A 19,593-nucleotide genomic window follows, 5' to 3' on the forward strand; every position below is an offset into this window, starting at 1 on the left:
ACACGCACCCAGGAGAGACGCATGAGCAAACCCACCCAGGACAACACCGGCGCGCGGCCGCACCCGACCCCGCCCATGCCCGGCCAGCATCTGGACAAGCCCGGCGAAGAAGCGGACATGGCGCTCAAGCCGCAGTACCAGGCCCCTTCCTATCGCGGCAGCGGCAAGCTCGAAGGCATGGCCGCCATCGTCACCGGCGGCGATTCCGGCATCGGCCGCGCGGTCTGCGTGCTGTATGCGCGCGAAGGCGCCGACGTGGCCCTGGTCTACCTGAACGAACACGAAGACGCCGAAGCCACCTGCCGCGCAGTCCAGGAAGAAGGCAGGCGCTGCGTGCTGATCGCCGGCGACGTGCAGGACCCGGCCTTTTGCGAGAGCGCGGTGCAGCAGGCGGTGCAGGCCTTCGGCAGGCTGGACATCCTGGTGAACAACGCCGCCTACCAGCAGCACACCGATACGCTGCCGGAGATCGATAACGACAAATGGGACCGGACGCTGCGCACCAACATCACCGGTTATTTCTACATGGCGCGCTCCGCCCTGCCCCATCTGAAGGCCGGCGCCGCCATCATCAACACCGGCTCGGTGACGGGCTTGCGCGGCAGCGCCAGACTGCTGGACTATTCCACCACCAAGGGCGCGATCCACGCATTCACGCGCTCGCTGGCGGCCAACCTGGCCGGCCAGGGCATACGCGTAAACGCGGTGGCGCCGGGTCCGGTGTGGACGCCGCTGAACCCGGCCGACCAGAGTCCGCAGGCCATCCGGGAGTTCGGCAAGAACACGGATTTCGGACGCCCGGCGCAGCCCGAGGAAATCTCGCCCGCCTACGTGTTCCTGGCCTCGCCGGTCTGTTCCAGCTACATCACCGGCATCGTGCTGCCGATCACCGGCAGCGCCGGCGACTGATGCCGGGCCGCCGCCCCATCATTTGGGCGGCGCGATCGAGGCCGGCGCGTCGCGCGAGGCGGGCGACACCGCCGGCGCCTCGCCCTTGACCGGCGGCTGGATCTTGTCGCCGTTGGCGGGCCGGCCCTGCTGCAACTCGCGGCTCATGGCCAGGTGCTGGGTCACCACCGGCAGCACGCGCGTGGCGAAATCGCGCACCTGCGGGTCCTCCGACTCGCGCGCCGCGGTCTCGTACAGGCGGTTGGCCATGACGTGCGCGTCCACCGCGGCCCGCTTGGCGTAGACCACGTCGAAGTCCGCCCCGCTGCGGTTGCGCAGTTGTTCCAGCGTGCTGCGGTCCGGCTCGGACGGCTGGTCGGGCAGCGTCACCTGCTTGCGCTGCGCCAGCGTCCTCAGTTCTTTGTCGATGGCGCGATGCTGCTCCAGCATCTGCGCCGCATAGGATTTGACCGCGCGGCTGTCGGCGCGCTGCTGCGCCAGCCTCGCGGCCTCGATCTCGAACATGCCCGAGCCCGCGGCCGCCTGCAGAAAGCGCGCGTCGGCCTCGGGCAGGTCCTGCGCCTGCAACGGCCCCAGCGCGGCCAGCAGCAGCGCCGCGGTCCAGGCGCGCATCCGCGGCGCGCTCATGCCGCTCTCCGGGGCGGGGTCAGGGGATCGAAGTCCTCCCACTTGCCTTCCAGCCAGCGGCCCTGCGCTCTTTCGATGTCCTTGCCGCCGGCCTGCCGCAGTACGCTGCGCGCCAGCGCATCGCGGTCCGGCGCGACGTGCAGCGCCAGCATGACGCCGGCCGGCCTCAGGTCCGGATGCTCGTCGGGCGCGGCCGGCACGCCGGGACGCGCGCGCCGGCCGCGGCCCACGACCCATAGCGCGCCGGCCAGCGCGCCCAGGTAGGCGCCGACGCCGGCCGCGGCAATCACGACCAGGATGGAGGCGGCCAGCCGCGCCGCCACCAGCCCGCCGGCCAGCGCGAACAGCAGGCCCAGCACGGAAGCGCCGGCCACGGCGCCGAAGTGCCCGCCCTTGGCGTCGGGGTCGGCGATGCGGTCTCCGCCTATGGGAAACCGCGCGTGCTCGCCCGCCGTGTTGATGTAGAACGTATGGATGTCGTCCTCGGTGAAGCCCTGGTCGAAGAGCTGACGGGCCGCCACGGCGGCCTCGTCGAAGGTGTCGAATCGGGCGGCGACGATCAAGGCCATGGGAAACCTCCGGTACGGGAATGGCTTGCGGCTAGCCCAGCAACCGCCATGCCCGCGCGCCGGCTCCCGCCTATTTGCCGCCGGGACGCTTGCCCGGGTATTGGCCGCCCTCTTCGAACTCCGGCCCCTTCTCGTTCGGTTTCTTGTCGGCCGGGCGCGCCGGATGCGCCGGCGGCTTGCCGAAGCCCGGCTTGTCCGCGCCCAGCTTGCCGCTGCGATGCGCGGCTTCGGTCTCGTCCTGCGGCGTATTGGCGCGCGCGCCGCCGTCGCGTTTACGTTCGGTATCCATGCCGATCCCTCTCTTGCTGCAACGCGAACGGGTCTGCAAGCCGCATGCCCGGCCCGCCGGGAACGCCGCTTGCGTGTCGACGCCCGGGTCCGCGCGTGGTCGGACCACAACCCGAGGAGTCAACCATGAAACTGTCCCTAGCCGTTCTTCCTGCCGTGGCCCTGGGCCTGAGCGCGCTCGCCTTCCAGGCGCCGGCGCAGCCCGCGTCGGGCGCCGCCGCCGTGCGCAGCGACGACCAGATCGACGATCAGTACAAACTCGACAAGAAGCGCTGCGACGCGATGAAGGGCAACCAGAAGGACATCTGCCAGCAGGAGGCGGAAGCCTCGCGCGACAAGGCCAAGGCCGAGGCCAAGGCCGGCAAGCAGAAGGCCGAAGCCAACCGCGACGCCGCCAAGACGCGCAACGACGCCGACTATAAGGTCGGCAAGCAGAAATGCGACGCCATGTCGGGCAACGCCAAGGATGCCTGTATCGCGGACCTGAAGGCCCGCTACGGCAAATAAGGCCTTAGCGCCGCGGCGGGCGGGCCCCGGGTTCGCCCGGCAGCACATAGCCCGCCGCGGCGTATTCTTCGAGCCGGTTGTACAGGGTCTTGGGGCTGATGCCCAGCATCGCCGCCGTCTGCTTCTTGACGCCGTTGCAGCGCTCCAGCGTGGCCAGGATGAGCCGCCGGTCCACCTCGGCCAGCGTCTCGCCCACCGGCACGCTGACGCGCCCGCCCGTGGCCGAGGCGCCCGACGGAGACACCTGCGGCGCCAGCATGTCGGCCTCCAGCACATTGCCGTCGGCCATGATGAAGGCGCGGCGCACGAAGTTCTTCAGCTCGCGCACGTTGCCCGGCCATTCGTACTGCTGCAGCCGTTGCAGCGCGGCCGGGGAAAAATCCTTGCTGGTGCCCGACTCCTGGTTCTGCGTGGCGAGAAAGCGCCGCGCCAGCAGCAGGATGTCGTCACCGCGCTCGCGCAGCGGCGGCAGCTCCACCGGGAACACGCTGAGCCGGTAATACAGATCCTCGCGCAGCTTGCCTTCGCGCACCGCCTGTTCGGGATTGCGGTTGGTGGCGGCCACGATGCGGATATCGCAGGCGATCTCGCGGTTGGTGCCCACGCGCATGAACTGGCCCGTCTCCAGCACGCGCAGCAGCTTGACCTGCAGGTCCAGCGGCATCTCGGTCACTTCGTCCAGAAACAGCGTGCCGCCGTCGGCGCGCTCGAAGTAGCCCTTGTGCTGGCGGTCGGCGCCGGTGAAGCTGCCGCGTTCGTGGCCGAACATTTCGCTTTCGATCAGGTTGGGCGAAATCGCGCCGCAATTGACCGCGATGAAGGGCCGCTGCCGGCGCGGGCTGAGTTCATGGATGGCGTGGGCCGCCAGTTCCTTGCCGGTGCCGCTTTCGCCGATGACCAGGGTGGTGACGTTGGTGGGCGCCACGCGTCCCAGCTGGCGGTACAGGTCCCGCATCCGTTCGGAAGCGCCGTACATCTTGCCGAAACGTCCCGGCTCCTCGAACGGCTGGCCGGCCAGGTCGCCGCCCGCGCCCGCGGCGATGCGCGTGAGGATATCGTTCAGCCGCTCCATGCAGATGGGCTTGACCAGGTAGTCGGTGGCGCCCAGCCGCAGCGCCTGCACGGCGTTGTCCACCGTGCCGTGGCCGGTCATCACCACGACCTCGGCGCTGGCCGCGGCCGCGTTCTTGAAGATGTCCATGCCGCTGCCCTCGGGCAGGCGGACGTCGGTCAGGACCAGATCGGGCGCCTGCCGTTCGAGTTGGATCATCGCATCCTTGATGCTCGCGGCCAGCGCCACCGAAAAACCGCTCTCCCGGCCTATTTCGGCCAGCGTTTCGCGTATCGCGGCGTCGTCGTCGACGATCAGCAAATGGGGCATTCCCTGCTCCTTGTTGAGCCACGGTTCAGCATAGCGGCTGGCGTCGCGCGATGGGTAAATATTGGATACTTTCCATCAACGTTTTCGAATACTTGCAACTGGTCGCATACGCCGCCGCGGCCGCCCTCTACGATGCAATCTGGACAACGGCCCGCGCCCGGGCCAAGGAATCCGCATGGCCAATCGCACTGTCAATGCCGCCGCGCGCGATGCCGCCGCCGCCTCCCCTTCGGCGCTGATGGACGCCGACGGCCTTTCGCCGGCGATGCAGAAACTGGCCTCCCAGCTCCGGCTGGCGGCCGCCACCGACGCCAGCGTCTTCATTGTGGGAGAAAGCGGCACCGGCAAGGAAATCGTCGCGCGCGCCATCCATGAAACCAGCGACCGCCGCGACCAGCCGTTCGTGGCCGTCAATTGCGGCGCCATCAGCGGCACGCTGGCGCATGCCGAATTGTTCGGCCACGAAAAAGGCAGCTTCACCGGCGCGGTGGCGCAGAACGCCGGCTATTTCGAGTACGCCAGCGGCGGCACGCTGTTCCTGGACGAAGTGACCGAAATGCCGCCGGACATGCAGGTGCACTTCCTGCGGGTGCTGGAATCGGGCACGTACCAGCGTGTCGGCGGGGCCGACCTGCTGCGCGCCAACGTGCGCGTCATCTGCGCCAGCAACCGCGACCCGCAGGCCGCCGTGGCGGAAGGCCGGCTGCGGCAGGATTTCCTGCACCGGCTGCTGGTGGTGCCGCTGCGCGTGCCTCCCTTGCGCGAGCGCGGCGACGACGCGCGGATACTGGCCCAGCGCTTCCTGGACGCGCTGAACCGCGAGCACGGCACGCAAAAAGCCTTCTCCCGCGCCATGCAGGAGGCGATTGCGCAGCACGATTGGCCGGGCAATGTGCGCGAGCTGCGCAACACGGTGCAGCGCGCCTATATCCTGGCCGACGCCGAACTCGACGCCAGCGCGCTGGCGCGGGCGCGCGACGTGCCTCGCGGCGAGCTGCGCGACGGCACGCTATGTCTGCCCGTCGGCATGCCGCTGGAACGCGCCCAGCGCGAGTACATCCTGGCCACGCTGGCCCACCACGAGGGCGACAAGCGGCTGGCTGCGCAGACACTGGGCATCAGCCTCAAGACCCTTTACAACCGGCTCGACGCCTACGGCCTGGACGTAGGCGAAAGCTGAACCGGCCGGCTGGGCAATTCTTACCGCGGCTTTGTAATACCGGCCCTGCGCGGCGCGTGCGGGCCGCCTGCCCGCCCGCCGCCGCGGCTGGCACGGAATTTGCATGTATACCAGGGTGCGCTGCCGTCCGGCGGCCCTCATCCTGGAGTCTCGATTGGGCTACCCTACGCAAGAATTGCGCCTGCGCCAGCAAATGACTCTGGCGCCCCGCCTGCAGCAATCGGTCAAGCTGCTGCAGATGACAGCCTTGGAATTCACCACCGCGGTGGAACACGCGCTGGCCACCAACCCGTTCCTGGAAAATCCCGAGGACGAACAGGACGGCGCGCCGGCGCCTGCCCCGCAGGCGCACGCCGCCCACGAAGCCCCTGCGCCCGAAGCGCCGGCGCCGGCTTCCGACGCCGACCAGCCGCCGCCCGATGCTCCTTCCTATTCGGGAGACTATCCCACCCGCGCCGCCGGCGACGGCGCGATCGACCAGGCCCAATGGGTCTGCGCCACGCCGTCCATGCACCAGCGCCTGTCGCAGGAACTGGGCAACTACCACCTGAAGCCGCGCGACCGCCTGCTGGCGGAGTTCATCATCGACGCGCTGGACGACGACGGCTATCTGCGCACCTCCCTGTGCGAGCTTTGCGGCAATTCCCAGGGCGAGTTCGATCCGCCGCCCGAAGAGACCGAATGGATGATGGCGCTGCGCCTGGTCCAGCAGCTCGACGCGCCCGGCCTGGCGGCGCGCGATCTGTCCGAATGCCTGATGCTGCAGCTGGCCGCCGACACGGAGGCCGCGCCGGAGACGCTTGCGCTGGCCCGCGACATCGTGCTGCGGCATCTGCCGCGCCTGGCCAAGAACGACAGCGCCGGCCTGCGGCGCGCCCTGGGCTGCACCGAGGACGCGCTGCGCCAGGCCTGCGCGCTGATCCGCAGCCTGGACCCCAAGCCCGGCGCGCGCTACAGCGCCGAGGCGCCGGCCTATGTGATTCCGGACGTGTTCGTGGACAAATGGCAGGCGCGCTGGCGCGTGCTGCCCAACCGCAACGCCATGCCCCAGGCCCGGCTGCACCGCACCTACGCCGACCTGTTCCGGCGCGCCCGCCTCGACGACCGCAGCCCCATGGCCCAGGAACTGCAGGAGGCCCGCTGGCTGGTGCGCAACGTCGAGCAGCGCTATACCACCATCCAGCGCGTGGCCGAGGCCATCGTCAAGCGCCAGCAGACCTTTTTCGAGTACGGCGACGTGGCCCTGCGCCCGCTGATGCTGCGCGAAGTGGCCGACGACCTGGACATGCACGAGTCCACGGTATCGCGCGCCACCGTGGGCAAATACATGGTGACGCCGCGCGGCGTGTTCGAGTTCCGCCACTTCTTCTCGCGCGAGCTGGCCACCGAATCGGGCGGCTCCTGCTCGGCGGCCGCGGTGCGCGCCCTGATCAAGGAAATGGTCGAGGCCGAGGACCCGGCCATGCCGCTGTCGGACGTGGCGCTGACCCAGCAACTGGCCGCCAACGGCATCCTGCTGGCGCGCCGCACGGTATCGAAGTACCGCGGCCAGTTGCGCGTGCCGCCGGCCGAGCTGCGGCGCCAGCATTAGGCGCCGGGCGCTCCCGCGGTCTGGAGCATGCGCTGCACACGTTCGCCCAGCGTGGCCAGCGAGAACGGCTTGACGATCAGTTCGATGCCGCGCTCCAGCAGGTCGCCGTTGCGTCCGGCCTTGCCGGCGTAGCCGGTCATCAGCAGCACCTTCAGGTCGGGATAGGCCGCGCGCGCCGCGTCGGCCAGCTGCCGCCCGTTCAGCCCCGGCAGGCCCACGTCGGTCACCAGCAGGTCGATGTCGCGCGTGGACAGCACCAGTTCCAGGCCGGCCTCGCCGTCGGCCGCGGTATGCACCTGCAGGCCCTGCTCCACCAGGCATTCATGCACCATGTCGCGCACGTTGGCGTCGTCCTCCACCACGACCACTACCGCCTTGCACTTCAGCGGCGGCGCCGGCTCCGTGGGCGCCGCGCGCCGCGGCGCGCATTCCTCCGCGCCTTCATGGCGCGGCAGCAGCAGCCGCACTGTGGTGCCCTGGCCCAGCGCGCTTTGCAGCGTCGCCGCGCCGCCGGCCTGCCGGGCTAAGCCGTAGATCATCGACAGGCCCAGCCCGGTGCCCTCTCCCTGCGGCTTGGTGGTGTAGAACGGATCGAAGGCGTGCGACAGCACTTCCGGCGTCATGCCGCAGCCCTCGTCGGAGACCGCCACTTCCACGAATGGCCCCGGCTGCACTTCCAGCGCCTGCCGCAGCGACGGTTCGTCGCCCCGCAGGTTGCGCGCGGCCACCGTCAGTACGCCGCCTTGCGGCATGGCGTCGCGCGCGTTGATGACCAGGTTCAGCATGGCGTTCTCGAACTGGTTCTTGTCGCAGCACACGGTCCACAGGCCGGGCTCCACGTCGAAGGTGAGCCGTACCCGTTCGCCCGTGTAGCGGCGGAACAGATCGGCCATGGACTGCAGCGCCGACGCCACGCTGAACGGCTTGGGGTCTATCGGCTGGCGGCGCGAAAACGTCAGCAGGCGCTGGGTCAGATGGGCCGCGCGATTGGCAGAATCCATCGCCACCGCGACGAAGCGCAGCGCCTGTTCCGGCGTGCCCGCGCCGAGCTTGCGCTCGATCAGGTACAGGGCGCCGCTGATGCCTTGCAGCATGTTGTTGAAATCGTGGGCGATGCCGCCGGTCAGGCGGCCCACCGCCTCCATCTTCTGCGATTGGCGCAAGGCGGTCTCGGCTTCGCGCAGGGCCTCGGCCTGCAGCTTCAGGTCGGTGTCGTCGCGGCCCGCCATGTACAGGCTGTCGTTCGACCAGGACATGCTCCACGTGATCCAGCAATGGCCGCCGTCGCGCTTGAGCACGCGGTTCTCCAGGTGCCGCACGGTCTGCGCCGGCTCGCCGTCGGCCGGCCGGACCCAGGCCGCCAGCGTGGCCGCCAGGTCTTCGGAATGGATCAGCTCAGGCAGGCTCATGGACAGAAACTGCTCCGCGCTCCAGCCGAGGATCGTGCGCACCGCCGGATTGACGCTGACGAAGCGGCCCTGCCGGTCGACCACCGCCAGCAGTTCCGGCGACAGCCGCCAGATGCGGTCGCGCTCGGCGATCGCGTCTTCCACGCGCTGTTCCAGCACGCGCGCGTACTGCGAACGCTCGACCGCACCGCACATGCGCTCGACCACTTCTTCGATGAACGCGATGTCGGCGTGGCGCAACCGGCTGCCGGCCTGCGGGCGCGCCAGCAGCGCCGCGTCCGGCCGGCCCCAGCGGCGGGTCGGCACCACGATGGCCCACGGCCGGATATCGCCCTGGACCTGCGCCAGCAGAGGCTGCAGATAGGTGGTGCGCCCGTGCGCCAGGGCGGCGTAGTATTCGTCGCCCAGGCGGTCCAGTTGCAGCGGCTCCAGGTTTTCGCTGTCGGCGGCCGAGCGCCAGCAGGCCGACAGCGTGGGCGGCGTCTCGCCGCCGGCCCCGTCCAGCACCGCGACCAGCCCCAGCGCCAGGTGCTGGCCCAGGCTTTCGCAGGCCGCCTGTTCGATGGCGGACTGCAGATGCAGTTCCCGCATGCGGTCGCCCAGCGCCAGCAGCAGGTTCTTGCGGTGCTGCCCTTCCCACAACTCGCCTTCGGCCGCCTTGCGCGCCGTGACGTCCAGAAACAGCGCCATGATGCGGTCCGCTTCCACCTTGCGCACGCGCGCCTCGTACCAGGCCTGCCGGGGTGTGGATACGGCGAACTCGAACTGCGCCGCTTCGCCGGTTTCCACCACCCGCGCGAAGGTGTCCATGATCTGTCCCGGCACGCCCGGGATCATCTCGCGCAGGGTGTGGCCCAGCGTGTCGCCCTCCTGCATGCCGCTCTGGCGCTCGAAAGCCGGGTTGACCTCCAGGAAGCGGAAGTCGACGATGCGCCCGTTCTCGTCGCGCAGGGCTTCGCTGAGGAAGAAGGCCTCCTGCATGCCTTCGAACATGGCGCGCCAGCGTTGGCCGCTGCGGCGCAGCGCGGATTCGGTCAGGTGGCGTTCGATGGCCAGCGCGGCGCTGCGCGTCACCAGCGCGATGGCGTCGATATCGTGCGCCGACGGCGCGCGCGGCGCGCCGTAGTAATTGGAGAACACCCCCAGCAGCCGGCCGTCGGGCGCCTTGATCGGAGTGGACCAGCAGGCCCGCAGCCCGTTGGCCAGCGCCAGGTCGCGCCAGCGCGCCCAGATCGGGCTTGTGGCGATGTCCTCGACATAGACCGGGCAGCCGGAGTGCGCGGCCGCGCCCCACGACGCCATGTCCGGGCCGATGGCCGCGCCGTCGACGGCGGCGTTGAACGCGGGCGGCAGGCTGGGCGCCGCGCCGTGCCGCAGGCAGCCCGCGGCTTCGTCGAACATCGCGATGGAAGTCCGCAGCTCCACGCTGGATTGCGCCTCGATGGCGTGCAGGACGTGCTCCAGCACCTGCGCCAGCGGCACGCCGGCGGCGATGCGTTCGAGCATGATGCGCTCATCCTCCAGACGGGCCAGGGTGTCCGTCCAGGGCAGCGCGACGCGGTCTCGCTTGGTCAGCATTTAGGCTCCCCCACCACCAAGACTGTATTGCGGGGGACGCCGGGCTGCCGAAACGCTAGGTAACTCGACGCAACGGTTCCCTGTCCAGCCGCAGCGCGCTCAAGGCTTCCGGCTTGTCGACCAGCACGCACTGCTTGCCCGTGCGGGTGCAATGGTTCTTCACGCGCCAGTAAGCCCCGTGGCTGACGCAGCCGGTCTGGCAGATGACCAGATCGGCCTGCACCAGGCTGGCTTCCAGCGCCTCGGCGCTGTGCGCGTCGCCGCTATGGCCCAGGTAGCGTCCGCCGGCCGTCTCCACCACCTTGCGCGTGAGCGCCAGGGCCACGGCGTCGGCGCCCACGCACAGCACGGACTTGCGCTGCAACGCCATCGCCGCCGGCATGCCGGCGGCGGCGGGCGGCCGCGCGCCGCCGCATTGGCTCTGCCAGGCCAGCCGTTCGCGCGACAGCGTGCGGATGCGTTCGATCAGCTGGGTCACGGTGCGCGCCAGCGCCGCGCGTCTGGGCAGCCCGGGCGCCGATAGCTCCAGCGCCTCGCGGTCCTGGCGCGCCCAGGCCAGCGCCGTGTCGCGCACGATGACGGCGGCGCGCAGCCGCATGGTTTCGGCTTCGAGGTGGAGTATGCGCGCCGCCTGCGCGGTCAACAGGCGGCTGCAATGGGACTGGGCCTGGCCGTAGGCGGCCAACAGCGCGGCGTGTTCGCGCCGCAGGGTCTGGCAATCGGAGATGGAATCAGGCATCGCGGCTCTCGGATCGGAATGCATCGAGCCACGAGTTTAAATGAGAATTAATCGCTTTTGTGCTATGCCTGCTGCAAGGCGGCCGCTCGAGCGGCGCGCCGGTACAGGCCGGCGCTGATCGCCAGCGCCAGCGCCAGCAGCCCGCCGGTCATCGCCGCCACCCCGCCCCAGGCGCCGTCGGCCCAGAAGTGTCCGCCCAGGGAGCCCAGCACGCTGGAGCCCACGTAGTACACCAGCAGGTACAGCGCCGCCGCCAGCGCCTTGTAGCCCCGGGCCATCTGCCCTACCCAGCCGCTGGCCACCGCGTGGGCGGCGAAAAAGCCGAACGTGAACACCACGATGCCGGCGATCAGCACGGGCAGCGAGTCCGACAGCGTCAACAGCAGCCCGGCCAGGGCCAGGCCGGTGGCCGCGCACAGCATGAGGCCGCGGCCGTGGCGGTCGGCCAGCCGGCCGCAATAGGTGGAGGCGAAGATGCCCACCAGGTAGACCACGAAGATCGAGCCGATGAAGGTCTGGCTCAGCGAAAACGGCGGCTGCAGCAGCCGGAAGCCGACATAGTTGTAGACGGTGACGAAGGCGCCCATCAGCAGGCCGCCCAGCGCGAACAGCGCGCACAACGGGCCGTTCCGGAGGTGGGCGCCCACGCCGGCGCGCACGTCGGCCCAGACGCCGGCCCAGCCGCGCCCGCGCTGCGCGCTGAAGCGGCGTGAAGCCGGCAGCAGCCAGGCGAACAGCAGCGCGGCCGCCATGCCCAGCACGCCCAGCGTGCCCAGCGCCGCGCGCCAGCCGAAATGGTCGGCCACCAGCCCGGTGATGACCCGGCCCGACAGCCCGCCGAAGGCGCTGCCGCTGATATACAGCCCCATCGCCAGGCCCAGCGTCTCCGGTTCGACTTCTTCGGCCAGATAGGCCATCGCGACCGCCGGCACCCCGCCCATCGCCACGCCCTGCAGCGCGCGCAGCGCCAGCAGGCTGTGCCAGTCCGGCGCCACCGCCGCGACCGTGCCCAGCAGCGCCGAGGCCGCCAGCGACAGCGTCATGACGCGCTTGCGTGGCAGCGACTGCGAAAACAGGCCCACCAGGAAAATGGCCGCGGCCAGCAGTCCCGTGCACAGCGACAGCACCAGGCTGCTTTGCGCCGGCGACACGCCGAATTCGTGGGTGAACAGCGGCATCAGCGGCTGCACGCAATACAAGAGCGAAAACGTGGAGAACCCGGCGGCGAACAAGGCCCACTGGGCGCGGTGCAGGCTGGGCGTTCCGCGGACGAGGTAATCGGAAGGTGCGGCGGGAGAAGGTATGGCGGCGGACATCTGGGTTCTCGAAAAACATCGGGCCGGAAGGACCGGCGCGCCCATTCAAGATAGACTTTTCCCTTGCATACGTCCAATATATGAAACTGCTACCCACCATATCTAATAACGATAGGACCGCGCCATCATGGAGTTGCGCCACCTGCGTTACTTCACCGCCGTCGCCGAAGAGCTGCATTTCACCCGCGCGGCCGCCAGGCTGGGCATTGGCCAGCCGCCGCTGAGCCAGCAGATCCAGCAGCTGGAACGCGAGATCGGCACGCCGCTGTTCCTGCGCCTGCCGCGCGGGATCGCGCTGACCGAGGCCGGCGCCCAGTTCCTGGAAGACGCGCGCGCCATCCTGGCCGGCGCCGACCGGGCCGTGGACACGGCGCGCCGGCTGGGCCGCGGCGAGCGCGGCGCGATCACCGTGGGCTTCACCGCCTCGGCCGTGTTCCATCCCTACCTGCCGCGCGCCATCCGCGCCTACCGCGACCGCTATCCCGGCGTGCGCATCACGCTGACCGAAAGCACCAGCGTGTCGCTGCTGCGCAGCCTGCGCGCCGGCGAGGTCGACGTGGCCTTCGTGCGCCCTCCCTATGTCGCCGACCCGGAGTTCGAGTCCGAGCGCGTGCTCAACGAGCCCATGCTGGTCGCGCTCCCGCCGGACCACAGGCTGGTGCGCAAGCGCGCCATCCCCATGGCCGCGCTGGCCGACGAGGACTTCGTGCTGTATCCGCGGCCCATCGGCGCAAGCCTGTACGACGCCATCCAGTCGGCCTGCCAGCGCGCCGGCTTCACGCCGCGCGTGATCCAGGAAGCCCCGCAGATGGCCTCCATCGTCAGCCTGGTCGCGGCCGGGGTCGGCATCTCGGTGGTGCCGGCGGCCATGCGCCACATGGGCGCGCAAGGCATCGAGTACCGTCCGATCAAGGGCGACGCGCCGCACGCGCTGCTGGACATGGCCTACCGCCGCCACGACCGCTCCGCCGCGGCGTCCAACGCGGTGGAACTGCTGCGCGAGCTGGCGCACCCCGATTCCTGAAGTGCTTTGACACCTTCTGTAAAACCGGCGCCAGAGGGGCAATGTAAATTGTCGCGCTCGCCGGGTCCGCGGCCCGGCGCCGCTTCGAACTTCCATATAAAGGTGATCCCGTGCGACGTACTCTTCTGGCCCTGGCCATTGCGACGATTCCCGGCCTGGGCGCGGCCGCCGGGCTGCCCTCTTCCATCGGCGCCGTGACGGTCTACCAGGACCGCGCGGTCGTGACACGCGGCGCCAGCAGCGCCGAGCTGCCCGCCGGCGAGCACGAACTGGTGCTGGAAAAGCTGCCCGCATCCCTGCAGGAAAACTCGGTCCAGGTCTCCGCCAACAGCACCGGCCAGGCCACGTTGCTGGACGTGAAGGTCAGCGACGCCTTCCAGGCCGACGCCGCCAACGCCCGCGTCAGGCAGCTGGAAGACCAGTTGCGCGAACTGGAAGGCCGGCATGGCGCGCTTGAGGACGAGGCCGCGGTGCTGGACAACCAGCGCGAACTGGTGCTGATGATGCAGCGCGGCGCCACCGAGCCGGGCAAGGACGGCGCGCGTCCGACGCTGGAAGAATTGAAGGCCATCCAGTCGCTCAGCGCGGACTCGCTTGCCCGTACGCTGGCCGCGCTGCGCCAGGTGGGCGAGCGCAAGGCGGCGCTGGAGCGCGACATCGAAGCCTTGCGCAACCAGCTGGCCCGGCTGCAGGACACGCAGGCCCGGCGCAGCAAGACCGTCACGCTGCGCGTGAACCTGGCGCGCGCCGGCAAGGTCGACCTGAACCTGACCTACGCCGTGGGCGGCGCCCACTGGACGCCGGCGTACGACGCGCGCCTGCGCCTGGCCGAGCGCAGCGTGGACCTGGGATATTTCGGCGTGATCCGCCAGAACACCGGCGAGGACTGGAACAACGTCAAGCTCACCCTGTCCACCGCGCGCCCCTCGCTGGGCGGCGGCGCGCCGGCGCTGCAGCCCTGGATCGTCGACGTGGCCGCCCCGCCGCCTCCGCCCGCGCCCACGGCCCGCAAGCAGGCCGAGATCGCGGCCGAGAGCCGCGCGCGCAGCGGCGCGCCGATGGAGGACGCCGCCTACACCCTGGCCAGGCCCGCGCCCCGGCCCGTGGAGGTCGTCACCGCGCAGGTGCAGAACGAAGCCACCAGCGCCTCGTTCCAGATCAAGAACCCCGCCACGCTGCCTTCGGACAACACCACCCAGCGCGTGGCCATCGCCGCCGCCAAGCTGCCGGCCACGCTGCAATACCAGTCCACCCCCGCGCTGCGCGAAACCGCCTACCTGACCGCGCAGGCCAGCAACGACACCGCCTTCCCGTTCCTGGCCGGGCCGCTCAATACCTACCTGGACGACGCTTTCGTGGCCGCCGGCCGGCTCAAGGCGGTGATGCCGGGCGAGAAGATGGACCTGGCGCTGGGCGCCGACGACGGCATCTCGATCAAGCGCGAACTGGTCAACCGCTATACCGAGAGCACCGGCTTTTCGGGTAGCGGCCAGCGCGTGACCTACGAATACAAGTTCACGGTCAAGAACAACAAGGCCACCAAGGAGCGCATCAGCTTCAAGGACCGCCTGCCGGTCTCGCGCAACGAGAAGATCACGGTCAAGCTGCTGTCGCCGGCCGAGCGCGACATCAAGCGCGAAGCCGACGGCCGGATCGCCTGGGACTGGGAACTCGAACCGGGCAAGACGCGCGAAACCGTGTTCAAGTTCTCGGTCGACTACCCGGGCGACGTCGAGGTGTCCGGCCTCTGATCAGCGCATCTGGAAGGCTTCCTGGTGGAACAGCTCGCCCACCGGCATGCCGCGGCGATGCAGCCCGTCCTTGAGCGCGTCGGCGAACCCGATCGGACCGCAGAACCACACGCTGGGCCAGGGCATGCCCGGCTTGTGGTCCGCGGCCAGCTCGGCCGCGCTGAGCGGCCGTTCGGTATCGCTGTAGCGGATTTTCAGCGTCACGTTGGGAACGTGCGCGCACAGCGTCTTCAGCCGTTCGGCGAACGGCGCCTCGTCGGCGTTGCGCACGCAGTAATACAGCGTGGCGTTCGGCGCGCGGGCCGGCTCGGCCTGCAGCGACTCCAGCCATGAGATGAACGGCGTGACGCCGATGCCGGCGGCCACCCAGATCTGCGGGCGGCCATCGTCGCGCTCGAAATCGAAGCAGCCGTAAGGCCCCTCTATGGTCACGGCCTGGCCCACCTTCAGGCTTTTCTGCAGCCGCCGCGTGTAGTCGCCCAGCGCCTTGATCGAGAACTCCACGCGGCCCGTGCCGTCGTCGGCGCCCGACACCGTGAACGGATGCGCGCCTTCGCGCCGGTCCGCTGTCAGGAAGGCGAACTGCCCGGCGCGGTGATGCCAGTCGCCCTCCACCCTGCAGGTCAGCGACAGGATGTCGTCGGACAGCGCGTCGATGGCCAGCACCTGGCCCTTGTAGCGCCGCGAACGGCCGATCAGCCCGGCCAGCGCCATCAGCGCGCACACGCCGCCCACCGCCGTACAGGCGGCCAGCAGCCAGCCGACCGGCTGGCTCCACCATGCCGCCGGCGCCAGCACCACGCCATGGAACGCCACCACCAGGAAAATCACGGCCGAGATCCGGTGCACCTGCCGCCAGATGTGATACGGGAAGCGGCGCCACAGCGTCAGCAGCACCAGCGCCACCAGTATCCACACCGCCCATTCGCCGATGTCCTTGGCCGAGCCTCGGAACATGTCCAGCAAGGCGGCCGTGCGCGGCGTCTTGGGCACGGGATCGAACATGGCCAGCAGCACCGGCTTGCCCACCTTGATGAGGTAGTGGGCCGCGGCCAGCGCCGTGGCCAGGATGCCGCTCCATTTGTGCAGCCGGTACATCTTGTCCAGCCCGCCCAGCCGCGTCTCCAGCCACATCGGCCGCACCGCCAGCAGCATGATGAGCGTCATCACCGCGTAAGCGGAAAGCCCGGTCAGCAGGATCAGCTGATCGCGCACGATCCAGACATTGAGTTCGGCGGGGGGCAGCGCGCTATAGGCGCCGGCCCACGCCAGCAAACAGACCAGCAGCACCGCAGCAAGGATGCGTCGCATCGTTCCATCGCTCCATTTGAAGGTCCGGGCGCCCGCCGACCGGCAAGGCGTCCCTATATCAATGGTAGCGCGGCGCGGCCGCCTGCCCGCCGGCCCGCGGGCAAGCGCTTGATTGCGGTCAAGCCGTTCAGTGCTGGCGACAGAATTCGATGAAGGCGTCCGGCTCCAGCGGCATGGAGATGCCGTAGCCCTGCGCCACGTCGCAGCCGAGTTCGCGCAGCAGCTGCAGGTCGCGCTCGTGCTCCACGCCTTCGGCCACCACGCGGCGGCCCAGCACGCGGCCCATTTCGATCGCGGCGGCCACCACCGCGCGCGAGGCCGGCTCGCGATGCATGTGCACGATGAAGTCGCGGTCTATCTTGAGCTCGGTGAACGGCATGGCCGAGAACAGCCGCATCGAGGCGATGCCGGCGCCGAAATCGTCCATCGCCAGCTCGAAGCCGCGCACCCGCAGCAGGTTCAGCACCGAGGACAGCGCCAGCCAGTCGGTGACCGGCTCGTCCTCGGTCAGCTCGACCTTGACCAGCCGCGCCGGCAGGCCGGCCTGCCCGACGCGCTGCTCCAGCAGCGCGGGCAGGTCGCGGGTGCACAGCGTGGACGCCGAGGCGTTGATCGCGATGGGCACCGCGATGTCCTGGGCATGCATGCGGCCGAGCACCTCGATGACGCGGTCGGTGACACGGCTGAACAGCATGCGGTCCAGGCCCAGCCGGTGCGCGGCCGGCACGAAATCCACCGCCGGTATGGCGCCCAGTTCGGGATGCTCCCAGCGCGACAGCGCCTCGGCCGCCAGCACGCGGCCCGTGGACAGGCTCATCTGCGGCTGCAGCACCACGCTCATGCCCTGGCCGGTGATCAGCGCGTGCCCCAGCGCCACTTCCATCACGTCGCGGCGCACGGCATTCGGCTGCGGCGAGGCCGCGTCGTGTTCGTCGATGCTGCGCAGCGCGGTCTTCATGGCCTGCTGCAGGGCGCTGCGCGAAACCGGCTTGGACAGCGCCTGGGCCGACGGGCAGCCGGCCTGCAGCGCCAGGCGCACGTGCGATTGCAGCAGCTCGTCGCTGAGGCTGCTGATCCAGATGATGGGAGGCATGCGCTTGAGGCGGCCGGCGTCGACCAGGCGGCGCAGCTCGTTGGGCAGGCGCGTGCCGTCGCCCTCGCCCACCACGATGTCGCTGATGACCACGTCGTAGAACTGGCGCGTCAGCGCGCCGACGGCCTCGGCGCTGCTGCCCAGCCCCGCCACCCGCCGAAAACCGAACGCCAGAAGCACGTTCTGCAGATAGGCGCGTTCGACGGGATGGTCTTCCACGAGAAGAATCCGTCGGGTCGCGCCGGCGTCGGTCTTAGGCATTGTCTACCGTCCTAGTCGAATAGGGCGGGCCCTTGCAGGCGGCCGCAGGAACACTGTAGCCGCAATGCTACGTTATCGGTGCAGGACCTGTCCTTATCGCTAACGGGTTAATGCCATAGCGTCGCCGATAGACGTAGAAATCGGCCCATCAGCCGGACGTAGGCAACCGGACGGCTGCGCGGTGCGATAATGGCGGTCTTTCCCGCATCTACGGCACGGAGCTTCCCTTGACCCGCATTGACGATCCCCTGCACGACCGCGAGGTCGGTACGGCCGACTCCACCCAGGACAATACGCGCACGGACGACACCCGCATCGGCGCCGTGCGGCCGCTGATCTCACCCGCCCTGCTGCAGGACGAACTGCCGGTATCGAGCGAAATCCAGATGCTGGTCGAACGCAGCCGCGCCGAAATCGCCGACGTGCTGCACGGCCGCGACGACCGCCTGGTGCTGGTGGTCGGCCCCTGCTCCATCCACGACCGCGACCAGGCCATGGAATACGCCGGCCGCCTGCGCGCCGCCGCCGAGCACTACCGCAAGGATCTGCTCATCGTCATGCGCGTCTACTTCGAGAAGCCGCGCACCACGGTGGGCTGGAAAGGCTATATCAACGACCCGCGCCTGGACGGCAGCTTCCGCATCAACGAAGGCCTGCGCCGCGCGCGCGAACTGCTGCTGGACATCAGCGGCCTGGGCCTGCCGATCGCCACCGAATTCCTGGACCTGCTCAGCCCGCAGTACATCGCCGACCTGATCTCCTGGGGCGCCATCGGCGCGCGCACCACCGAAAGCCCCAGCCACCGCCAGCTCGCCTCCGGCCTGAGCTGTCCGCTGGGCTTCAAGAACGGCACCGACGGCGGCGTGCAGATCGCCGCCGACGCCATGGTGGCCGCCAGCGCCAAGCACGCCTTCATGGGCATGACCAAAATGGGCATGGCCGCCATTTTCGAGACCCGCGGCAACCAGGACACCCACGTCATCCTGCGCGGCGGCAAACAGGGCCCGAACTACGACGCCGCCAGCGTCGACGCCAGCTGCGCCGCGCTGCGCGCCGCCGGCCAGCGCGAACAGGTCATGATCGACTGCTCGCACGCCAACTCCAACAAGTCGCACCTGCGCCAGGTCGACGTGGCGCGCGACATCGCGGCCCAGCTGGCCGCGGGCGACGCGCGCATCACCGGCGTCATGATCGAAAGCCACCTCGAAGAAGGCCGCCAGGACCTCAAGGCCGGCCAGCCGCTGCGCCACGGCGTCTCCATCACCGACGCCTGCCTGGGCTGGATCCAGACCGAGCCGGTGCTCGACATGCTGGCGCAGGCGGTGCGCCAGCGCCGCGCCCGGGCGTAAAAGGCGGCGTCACAGGCACGGTGTCTTCGATATGGAAAGCAGCTTCTCCGCCCCGCCCCTCCCCACCATCTTCCTGTACACGCAGGAGCAGCGCGGCAACCAACTGGTCGAGTCGCGGGTGATCGGCATGCTGTCCGACGTCTCCGGCTCGGACAAGCTCATCGTGGTGCAGGACCCGCATAGCGGCCTGCAGTTCATCTACCGCATCGACCACGAAAGCAGCAACCTCGACGCCGCCGCGCTCACCGACCAGGACGCCTCGCGCTTCGACGGCAGGCACACCATCCAGATCGACGCCATGTCCTACCGCCTGGGCACGGCCGAGAACGCGATGAAGCTGCTGCGCGGCAAGACCCAGTGGGTGCAGGACAAGGGCGCGGTGCTGTCCGTCCTGCTGCAGAATGCCGCGGCGCGCAAAACGCGCTTTTCCGCGTTGCGCATCACGCGCGACCGGTTGCGCCAGGTGCCCGCGGGCGTTCCGGTCGAGCGCCTGCCCGCCTGAAGCGGCGGTATCCACAGGTCCGGCGCTTATCCACAATTTCTGTGGATAAGAATGGCTCGCGCGCACGGCTGATGGCCTTTCGGGCGATGCCGCAGGGGCTGCTCAATTTTTGACCACCCCTGCCTGCGCCCGCTTACCGATGCCGCAGTGCGGCGTTGATGATATTCTCCGCCGATAACAAGCCTCGGATGGAAGGAGCGGATAGCGT

The 19,593-nt window shown here is 69.6% G+C and carries 17 protein-coding genes; 8 read left to right on the forward strand and 9 right to left on the reverse strand.

The genetic code is table 11. The features are described from left to right. The first annotated feature begins 21 nt into the window (after positions 1-21). Complete coding sequence (locus C1I89_RS02485; protein WP_102771216.1) at positions 22-909, forward strand: SDR family oxidoreductase; 888 nt, start codon at positions 22-24, stop codon at positions 907-909. Positions 910-927: 18 nt separating this feature from the next. On the opposite strand, the gene C1I89_RS02490 is transcribed toward C1I89_RS02485, so the two are convergent. The 3 genes from C1I89_RS02490 to C1I89_RS02500 all read right to left on the reverse strand — a co-directional run bounded on the left by C1I89_RS02490 (position 928) and on the right by C1I89_RS02500 (position 2,394). After that, positions 928-1,536 carry a DUF4142 domain-containing protein gene (locus C1I89_RS02490; RefSeq protein WP_258231314.1) on the reverse strand — a complete coding sequence of 203 codons (609 nt, stop codon included), beginning with the start codon at positions 1,534-1,536 and terminating at the stop codon, positions 928-930. After that, on the reverse strand, positions 1,533-2,105 hold the full coding sequence (locus C1I89_RS02495; protein ID WP_102771217.1) for a hypothetical protein: 573 nt from the start codon (positions 2,103-2,105) through the stop codon (positions 1,533-1,535). The genes C1I89_RS02490 and C1I89_RS02495 overlap by 4 nt, the downstream gene beginning before the upstream one ends. A gap of 70 nt (positions 2,106-2,175) precedes the next feature. After that, positions 2,176-2,394 carry a hypothetical protein gene (locus C1I89_RS02500; RefSeq protein WP_102771218.1) on the reverse strand — a complete coding sequence of 73 codons (219 nt, stop codon included), beginning with the start codon at positions 2,392-2,394 and terminating at the stop codon, positions 2,176-2,178. Positions 2,395-2,519: 125 nt separating this feature from the next. Here C1I89_RS02500 and C1I89_RS02505 point away from each other — a divergent pair, with 125 nt between their 5' ends. Continuing rightward, positions 2,520-2,900 (forward strand): hypothetical protein, encoded by a 381-nt coding sequence (locus tag C1I89_RS02505; protein WP_102771219.1) that lies wholly within the window; start codon positions 2,520-2,522, stop codon positions 2,898-2,900. Between the two features lie 4 nt (positions 2,901-2,904). Here C1I89_RS02505 and C1I89_RS02510 read toward each other — a convergent pair whose 3' ends face one another. Continuing rightward, complete coding sequence (locus C1I89_RS02510) at positions 2,905-4,281, reverse strand: sigma-54-dependent transcriptional regulator (protein WP_102771220.1); 1,377 nt, start codon at positions 4,279-4,281, stop codon at positions 2,905-2,907. Between the two features lie 238 nt (positions 4,282-4,519). Between C1I89_RS02510 and C1I89_RS02515 the strand changes: the two genes are divergently transcribed. Together C1I89_RS02515 and C1I89_RS02520 are read left to right on the forward strand one after the other, a co-directional pair. After that, entirely contained in the window at positions 4,520-5,461 is a 942-nt protein-coding gene (locus C1I89_RS02515) for a sigma-54 interaction domain-containing protein (protein WP_258231348.1), read from the forward strand. 193 nt (positions 5,462-5,654) lie between these two features. Further along, entirely contained in the window at positions 5,655-7,052 is a 1,398-nt protein-coding gene (locus C1I89_RS02520) for an RNA polymerase factor sigma-54 (RefSeq protein WP_440130611.1), read from the forward strand. Here C1I89_RS02520 and C1I89_RS02525 read toward each other — a convergent pair. From C1I89_RS02525 to C1I89_RS02535, 3 genes are all read right to left on the reverse strand, one after another. Beyond that, a complete protein-coding gene (locus C1I89_RS02525) occupies positions 7,049-10,039 on the reverse strand; it encodes a PAS domain-containing protein (protein ID WP_102771223.1) in 2,991 nt (996 codons plus the stop codon). The genes C1I89_RS02520 and C1I89_RS02525 overlap by 4 nt on opposite strands. 55 nt (positions 10,040-10,094) lie before the next feature. Further along, complete coding sequence (locus tag C1I89_RS02530) at positions 10,095-10,778, reverse strand: DUF2325 domain-containing protein (RefSeq protein ID WP_102771224.1); 684 nt, start codon at positions 10,776-10,778, stop codon at positions 10,095-10,097. A gap of 62 nt (positions 10,779-10,840) precedes the next feature. Further along, the gene (locus C1I89_RS02535) at positions 10,841-12,094 is read right to left on the reverse strand and encodes an MFS transporter (RefSeq protein ID WP_102771225.1); all 1,254 of its coding nucleotides are present in this window, start codon (positions 12,092-12,094) and stop codon (positions 10,841-10,843) included. A 127-nt stretch (positions 12,095-12,221) separates the two neighbouring features. Here C1I89_RS02535 and C1I89_RS02540 point away from each other — a divergent pair, with 127 nt between their 5' ends. Next, a complete protein-coding gene (locus C1I89_RS02540) occupies positions 12,222-13,118 on the forward strand; it encodes a LysR family transcriptional regulator (protein ID WP_102771226.1) in 897 nt (298 codons plus the stop codon). A gap of 110 nt (positions 13,119-13,228) precedes the next feature. Then, positions 13,229-14,869, forward strand: a complete 1,641-nt coding sequence (locus tag C1I89_RS02545) for a mucoidy inhibitor MuiA family protein (protein WP_258231316.1) — start codon at positions 13,229-13,231, stop codon at positions 14,867-14,869. Here C1I89_RS02545 and C1I89_RS02550 read toward each other — a convergent pair whose 3' ends face one another. Continuing rightward, positions 14,870-16,180 carry a ferredoxin reductase family protein gene (locus tag C1I89_RS02550; protein WP_102771227.1) on the reverse strand — a complete coding sequence of 437 codons (1,311 nt, stop codon included), beginning with the start codon at positions 16,178-16,180 and terminating at the stop codon, positions 14,870-14,872. A gap of 127 nt (positions 16,181-16,307) precedes the next feature. Further along, the gene (locus tag C1I89_RS02555) at positions 16,308-17,534 is read right to left on the reverse strand and encodes an EAL domain-containing response regulator (protein WP_102771228.1); all 1,227 of its coding nucleotides are present in this window, start codon (positions 17,532-17,534) and stop codon (positions 16,308-16,310) included. A 227-nt stretch (positions 17,535-17,761) separates the two neighbouring features. Here C1I89_RS02555 and C1I89_RS02560 point away from each other — a divergent pair, with 227 nt between their 5' ends. Both C1I89_RS02560 and C1I89_RS02565 read left to right on the forward strand, forming a co-directional pair. Next, entirely contained in the window at positions 17,762-18,883 is a 1,122-nt protein-coding gene (locus tag C1I89_RS02560) for a 3-deoxy-7-phosphoheptulonate synthase (RefSeq protein WP_102771229.1), read from the forward strand. Positions 18,884-18,914: 31 nt separating this feature from the next. Continuing rightward, a complete protein-coding gene (locus C1I89_RS02565; RefSeq protein ID WP_102771230.1) occupies positions 18,915-19,385 on the forward strand; it encodes a hypothetical protein in 471 nt (156 codons plus the stop codon). The last annotated feature ends 208 nt before the right edge of the window (positions 19,386-19,593 follow it).

The sequence above is a fragment of the Achromobacter pulmonis genome, from assembly GCF_002885955.2.
GTDB classification, from domain to species: Bacteria; Pseudomonadota; Gammaproteobacteria; order Burkholderiales; family Burkholderiaceae_B; genus Achromobacter; species Achromobacter pulmonis_A.